The sequence below is a fragment of the Stenotrophomonas sp. P5_A8 genome, assembly GCF_056400545.1.
In genome coordinates, this window is record NZ_JBFULB010000219.1 from 1 (window position 1) to 6,726 (window position 6,726).

The following is a 6,726-nucleotide window of genomic DNA, read 5'->3' on the forward strand; positions in this document are numbered from 1 at the left end:
GAGATCCCACTGTTCGTACGGTTCCACGTAGTACGGATTGCGGCTGGCACCCTGGTTGGCGAGGATCAGGTACTGGTCACGCCAGTTCCACGCCAACCGCACCGACCAACCGTATTTTTCGTACATTAGCACGGCGTTTGCGGTGTCACTGAGGCCCGTCAGCGCGAACTGGTCGATGCCCGGATCGCCCCCGTTGTTGTAGCCCACATCGCCCTTCACCAGGGTGTAATTGGCGAGGACGCCAAACCCGGTATCACCGAAGAAGTACTGCCCGCCCAGCTCCCAGCCGTGCAGCTTGGCCTGGTTCTGATTGATGGGACGGTTGACGTTGAACTGGTACAGCGGGTCGCCGGCCTGCCCATACAGATCGTAGGCCGCTTCGGTCGCCAGGACCTGCGCGTCGGTACCCGTATAGGCGCCCAACCCGGCCGGGTTGTTGCGCAGCAGCGCCAGCGCGGTGAACAGGGCCGTGTCATTGGCCGAGCAGGCCGCCGCATTGGCCGCACCGACCTGGGTGATACAGGCGCCGCTGTTGAGGAATGCCAATGCCGCCTGCGCATCCGGACCGGAGGTGGGATCCCTCAACCCGTAGAGATTTTCCTGCACGATGGTGTTGCCGACGAAGTTGTTGACCGACTTGTTCCAGTACGTCAACGACACATAGCTCGCATCAGCGAAGTACCACTCCAGCGCCAGGTCGAGGTTGTCCGACTCCAGCGGCTTCAACTGCGGGTTCTGGGCGGTGCCGCTGGCCCGCGAAGAGGGATCGATCAGCACCGAGCCAGACGGTTGCTGTGCGGTCGGGCCTGCGTAGAGGTTGCCGATCGGCGCGCGCGCGATGCTCTTGCCGAACGAGACGCGCGCCTTCAGGTCGTCCATGAGGTCGATGCTGAAGTCGAGGTTGGGCAGGAGGTAGCTGTAGCTGTTCTTCTCGGTGAACGGCTGCTGCTCGTCGGACAACACCACGCGGAAGTCGTTGTTGGACTGCCACTCGATGGCCTCCGGGATGGCGATGACCGACGTCGACACCACATCGGTTGTTTCATAGCGCACGCCCAGACGGGTATTGGTGCGCAGGCCGCCCAGCTCGCCGTCCAGCTCGACCTGGAAATAGGCCGATTTGGTCTTCTCCTCCACGAGGTTGTCGGCGGCGCGCTGCGGGCTCACGCCGAGGTTGGCACCATAGTTGTCCGCCGCCCACTGCGCCAGGCGGCCAGCATCGCCGCGCCAGGCGGTGAAGCTGTTGGCGTTGTAGTCGTTGAACAATCCGACGATGTTGACCGGCTGCAGCAGGTCCATCAGCCCGTTGGCAACATCCCCGTCCACGTTGGTCACGCCCCAGTCGCCCAGGGTGTTGTAGTTCTCCGCTGCCTGGATGCGGTGGGTGGTCTGCTTGCTCGAGTCCACGCCAAACTGGAAGCGCCCCTTGTCAAAGCTCCACTCACCGTCGATGCGACCCTGCTTGATCTCGCTGACCTGGGTCTGCGAATTGATGCGCAGCACCTGCGAACCGATCTCGCCCGGCGCAAAGCCCGGATTGACCACACCGTTGGTTTTGGCAATGGCATCGGCCGTGCTCGGGTACCAGACCTGGGTACCCACCGGCAGACCATTGTTGAAGTTCATTTCCTGCACCCACGAGCCACCGCAATGCGGCCCGGTGGTGCAGTTGTTGGTGCCGGCAATGCTGCTGAAGATGGATCCGCCCCCGGTGAGCGGATCGTTCGGCCGGCTTTCGTTCTTTGAATCGTGCGCGTCGAAGGTCAGCTTGAAGCGGTCGGTGACGTTCCACAGTGCATTGAAGCCGAGCGATCCCAGCTTGTACTTCTGCATGCTGCGCTGCTGTTCAAGCCCGAAATCCTTGGTCCCTGCGATTTCGCGGATATAGATCGGCGTAGCCACCGCACCGCTGGTGTCGAACGTTACATCGGTGTAGTTGCTGTTCTGCAGCCACATGCCCTGTTCGCCACGATTCTCGGTGATCTCGTTGGTCGAATAGGTGTAGTCCAGGGTCAGGGTCACCGCGTCGGTCGGCGCGAACTGCAGCACCGCCTGGCCATTGATGCGCTCACGTTCGAACTCGGAGAACGCATAGCGCAGGTCGTTGGGACGTCCGTACAGCGCACCGATCGCCGGCGCGTTGACCACGGTCGGGTTGCCGGGCATCGTGCCGGTCCACGGTTGCACGTTCCAGTAGTTGTCGGTGGCCTGCACCGAGCCACCCTTGCGTTTCTGGTAGCTTGCGCTCACCCCGACACCGAAGGTCTTCTCCGGGTTGCTGTAGCTGAAGATGCCGGACAGTTCCGGTGTCAGATCGTTGCCGAACGGCTGACTCTCGTCGGAGACGACCTTTGCACCGGCACTGGCCACGGTGCCCGCGTGGTCGAACGGCCGTGCGGTGAGGATGTTGATGGTGGCACCGATACCCCCGCTGGGGACATTGGCCTGGCTGGTCTTGTAGACCTCGATGCCATTGATGGCTTCAGCGGCCAACTGGGCGAAGTTGAAGGCACGCGTACCCCCATCGACACCGCCGATGGCGACCTGTCCGGAGGCACCGAACGCATCCGCGCCGGGCATCTGGCGGCCGTTGAGCGTCACCATGTTGAACTGGGGGCCAAAGCCGCGTGCCGTGACCTGCGCACCTTCACCATCACGGCGTTCGATGGAGATGCCGGTGATGCGTTGCAGCGATTCGGCCAGGTTGGTATCGGGGAACTTGCCGATATCCTCGGCGCTGATCGCATCCACTACGCCGGCCGAGTCCCGTTTGATGTCCATCGCCTGGCTGAGGCTGTTGCGGATGCCAGTGACCTGCACGGCATCCAGCTCGGTCGGGTTGGGCTGGGCCTGGCGTTGGGGTTGGACGACCGGTGCCGGCGTTGACGCGTCTTGTGCGAATGCGGGATTGATGACCAGAACGCCGCCTACAAACGTAAACATGGCCCTGGAGGTGAACTTCGCCAGCGTCCGGCTCATGAACGAGCCCTCCGGTCTGGCGTACGACGGAACGTAGAAGCGCTCATGACTCTCCCCTCTGACATACGATCGAATGGATGTACCGCCCCTCCTGGGGGCACGTACGGGCGATGCCCGTCTTCCACACCGACATCGCAGCGCGCTGTGCGCTTGCTGCGACTCAAACTCGCTTTCAGGCTTGCCAGAACAGCCGCGTGGTAAAGGGGGGGGCACCCGCTGGCCTTACACCGGCTCAGTGGTAGCGCTACCATCACGTCACGGGCGCAGACTAATCATCCAGGGTTGCGCTTGTCATCATGCAGCGCAGCAAAGGAACCCAYTTCTTGAAAAGCAGCCATAAAGTGGTCCGCCGCAAGGCCAGCGCCATCACCATGGATGACGTCGCGGCGCATGCCGGCGTATCTGCCATGACCGTTTCCCGCGTCATCCACGGCCATGCAGGCGTGCGCGAAGACAACCGCGCGCGCGTCATGCGAAGCGTGCGCGACCTGGACTACCGGCCCAACCTGGCCGCAAGCGCGCTGGCCGCGGCGCAACACACCTGCATTGCGCTGATCTACACCAATCCCAGCTCCAGCTACCTGCGCGAACTGCTGGTGGGCGCGCTGCGTGGCTCCACCCGTGCAGCGGCGCAGCTGGTGATCGCCGCGTGGGACGAGCTCGGTGCCAAGGCACGTCGCGAGGCGGCAAGGCGGCTCTCCGGCAGCGTGGCGGGTGTGATTCTTCCGCCACCGCTGTGTGAATCGAAGGCCATCGTCGACGAATTCGTCACCGCCGGCGTTGCCGTGGTGTCCATCGCGTCCAGCCACTTCAGCGACAGGATCTCCTGCGTGCGCATCGATGACCGCCAGGCAAGCCACGACATGGTGTCGCATCTGATCGCCCACGGACATACCCGCATCGGCTACATCACGGGCGATCCGAACCAGACCGCCAGTGCCCATCGCTGGCAGGGCTACCGGGATGCGCTGTCCGACGCCGGCCTCCACTACGACGACGCACTCGTCCAGCCAGGGTACTTCACCTACCGCTCCGGACTGGAGGCAGCCGACCGGTTGTTGACCCTGTCCCAGCCGCCCAGCGCGATCTTCGCCAGCAACGATGACATGGCCTCGGCGGTTGTTTCAGTGGCGCATCGTCGCGGCCTGGAGGTGCCGGGTGATCTTTCGGTGGTGGGGTTCGACGACACCTTCGCGTCGACAATGGTGTGGCCCGAACTCACCACCATCCATCAACCGGTAGCAGAGATGGCCGACACCGCCATCGACATCCTGCTCCGCGAGATCCGCCGCCCACCCTCCCCCGCAGGCGGCACCGTCAACCATGTGCTGGCGCACCGGCTGATCACGCGCGCGTCCGTATCGAGGCCATTGGGAAGTAAATTCGCACTCCCTCAGTACCTTTCCCAGCCTCAACGGTAGCGCCACGCGCCTCATGTAGATGGCCTCATTTGCTGGGATGTCTTCGCCACGCGCCTGCAGGACGGCGCGCCTCTGATGGCGCACGGTTGATCCACTTCGTCATCATCGCATCGCCGCCGTCCTGGCGCCGCCGCAGCCTCTCGGCCCGGCGCAAAGCAACCGCGACCGCCTCGGAACGGACGCCGGCCAGCAGCCAAGGCCAGCACCGCCTGCCCGCCAGCCGCACCATTCGCGGCCCCGATATCGTCAATTCCACCGCATTCGGGCCTATCGGCGCATCGCCGCCGCATTACCCGTCGTTTGCGCCGATTCCTGCCGCCGCATCGTTCCTAGCATGCCCTGAAGCTGACCGTCCCAGGTCAAGCGCCAACACAGGGTGTCCGCATGCTGACCATCACTCCCGACGACATCATCGGATGGACCGTCCGTATCGACCCGCCGGTCGCGGATCTGGTCATGAACAATATCCAGGTCGGCGCCGGCGGCGAGGCGCTGCCTTGGAACACCTACGGACTGGAGATCGAGTTCAGCACGCACGACAGTGCGATATTCGCCTTCACTCACGTGGTGGCCGCAACGCTGCAGCCTGGCGACGCGCAGCCGTGGCGGACCGATGCAGACCCGCTCGCCCTCGGCAACGATCTGCGCAAGGTGGATCTCGCAGAGCCCGGCCCTTGGCGGATCGAGTCCGATTCGGATCACACCTTCGAGCTGGTCAGCCCTCCCCTGCGCTTTGACACCCTCCGGAACGCCTACCGGTTCAAGGCCGAACTGGCCAAGATCCTGACCGAGTCGGTGGCCGTTCGAGCACCGCAGGACGACGGCGACATGGAGGAGGACGACGCCATTGTCGCCACCACGTTCGCTGACTGGCAGCAACGCTTCACCCCCCAGCTGCGCGGGCTTCTCATCCGGGCGGTGCGTGATGGGCACCTGCGCCTTACACCCCGTGCCGACGATGGCGTGCCGCTGGCACCGGCCACCTGCACCTGTGCAGCGTGGGGCGACGTCGGCAATGCCATCAACGTCTACAACGTTGATGACGGCATCAACATTCCTGCCGCCCGTTACCGCCATCAGCTGCGGCAGCACGACTGGGGCGGCTACACACCTGCCGTCATCCTCGCCAAGTACAGCAAGTTCTGGTCCAGCGGCTTCTCCTCGCAGATGAATCTGCCGATGACCTTGTGCGGCTACTTCCTTTACATGCTGCGCAAGACCTGCATGCCCGACTACGACGCGCTGTTCGACGGCAACGATGAGACCCGGCGACTGCGAGGCGAGCGCCACAACCGCAAGCTGGGCCTTTGGTACTGGCGACACGTGCTGCTGCGTGCCTGCTGCAGTTACATCCTCAACGTGCGCGGCCTGGACCGAGCCCATGCGCTGGATGCCGATCAGTTGCCCAAGTGCGCCCTGCTCCACGTGGTGGCCAGCAAGGTCCTGACCGGTGCCATGGCGTGCCTGAGCGAGCCGTTGCAGCTGCAGATGCAACGCGAGGCCTGGAATGCCAGTTCCACCCAGGCCATCGACGCCGATCAGGGCGAGACGTTGAGCGGCCACGCGCGCGACTGGGCGCCCTACCACAGCGCGCTTAAAGACCTCACCGGGCTCTGGTTGAAGGCGTCGTTGATGGACGTGTTGCAGACCCAGGACATGGCGCTCTACCGGTGGGCAGTACTGAACCTGCCGACCGTATTGCGCGAACGTTGGATATGGGACTACGCGCTGGAAGACTGGACGATTCTGGAGCGGCTGGAGCCGCTTCGCAAAAATCTCGAGTGGAACGATCTGGACTTTTTCAATCGCCACAGCAAGCGCGCCGAATTGTGCAACCGCGTGCAGCAGGTGGCCGAAGCACTCGCAAACCATCTGGACGGCCTGAACCCGAACGGCCGGGTGCTTGATCCGCTGCCGCCCCGCAACCAACGGCGCTTCCTCGAACGCGACGGCGTACCGCCGTGGGAAGCCCGTTACGACACGATGTATGACCCCATCACCACCGACGCCGACGGCAACGCGCTGCAGTCGGCCCGTTACCTGGTTGAACACCGCAACAACTGAATGCGCCATGCCCATGCAGCCCGCCGGGTGGTCCGGCGGAGCGCCCATGCTGCCCACCCCGAGGAGAGTCGTGATGACACAAGCCTACGCTGCGGTACGTTCCGGAACGCAATGGTTGATCGCGCGCAAACGCGTCACCAATAGCTGGTGGAGCAGCATTGCCACGCCAGCATTGGTGGTGGAAGCTGCCGCCCTGCTGGCCGCTGCACTCACCTCGCCTGCCCGGGCGGACCTGACCGCCCAGGCGGGCACGCTACTGGTC

3 protein-coding genes and 1 pseudogene are annotated in these 6,726 nt (G+C 64.0%); 3 read left to right on the forward strand and 1 reads right to left on the reverse strand.

Annotated elements, in window-relative coordinates; all coding sequences use genetic code 11:
* Positions 1–2,979: TonB-dependent receptor (locus AC1DQP_RS14465; protein ID WP_478051860.1), on the reverse strand; the 2,979-nt coding region annotated here is incomplete at its 3' end.
* Between the two features lie 371 nt (positions 2,980–3,350).
* Here AC1DQP_RS14465 and AC1DQP_RS14470 point away from each other — a divergent pair.
* From AC1DQP_RS14470 to AC1DQP_RS14480, 3 genes and pseudogenes are all read left to right on the forward strand, one after another.
* Complete coding sequence (locus AC1DQP_RS14470; RefSeq protein ID WP_478051862.1) at positions 3,351–4,400, forward strand: LacI family DNA-binding transcriptional regulator; 1,050 nt, start codon at positions 3,351–3,353, stop codon at positions 4,398–4,400.
* A 384-nt stretch (positions 4,401–4,784) separates the two neighbouring features.
* Positions 4,785–6,464, forward strand: a complete 1,680-nt coding sequence (locus tag AC1DQP_RS14475; protein ID WP_478051861.1) for a hypothetical protein — start codon at positions 4,785–4,787, stop codon at positions 6,462–6,464.
* 46 nt (positions 6,465–6,510) lie between these two features.
* Positions 6,511–6,726: pseudogene (locus AC1DQP_RS14480) on the forward strand (hypothetical protein); the annotation flags it as partial.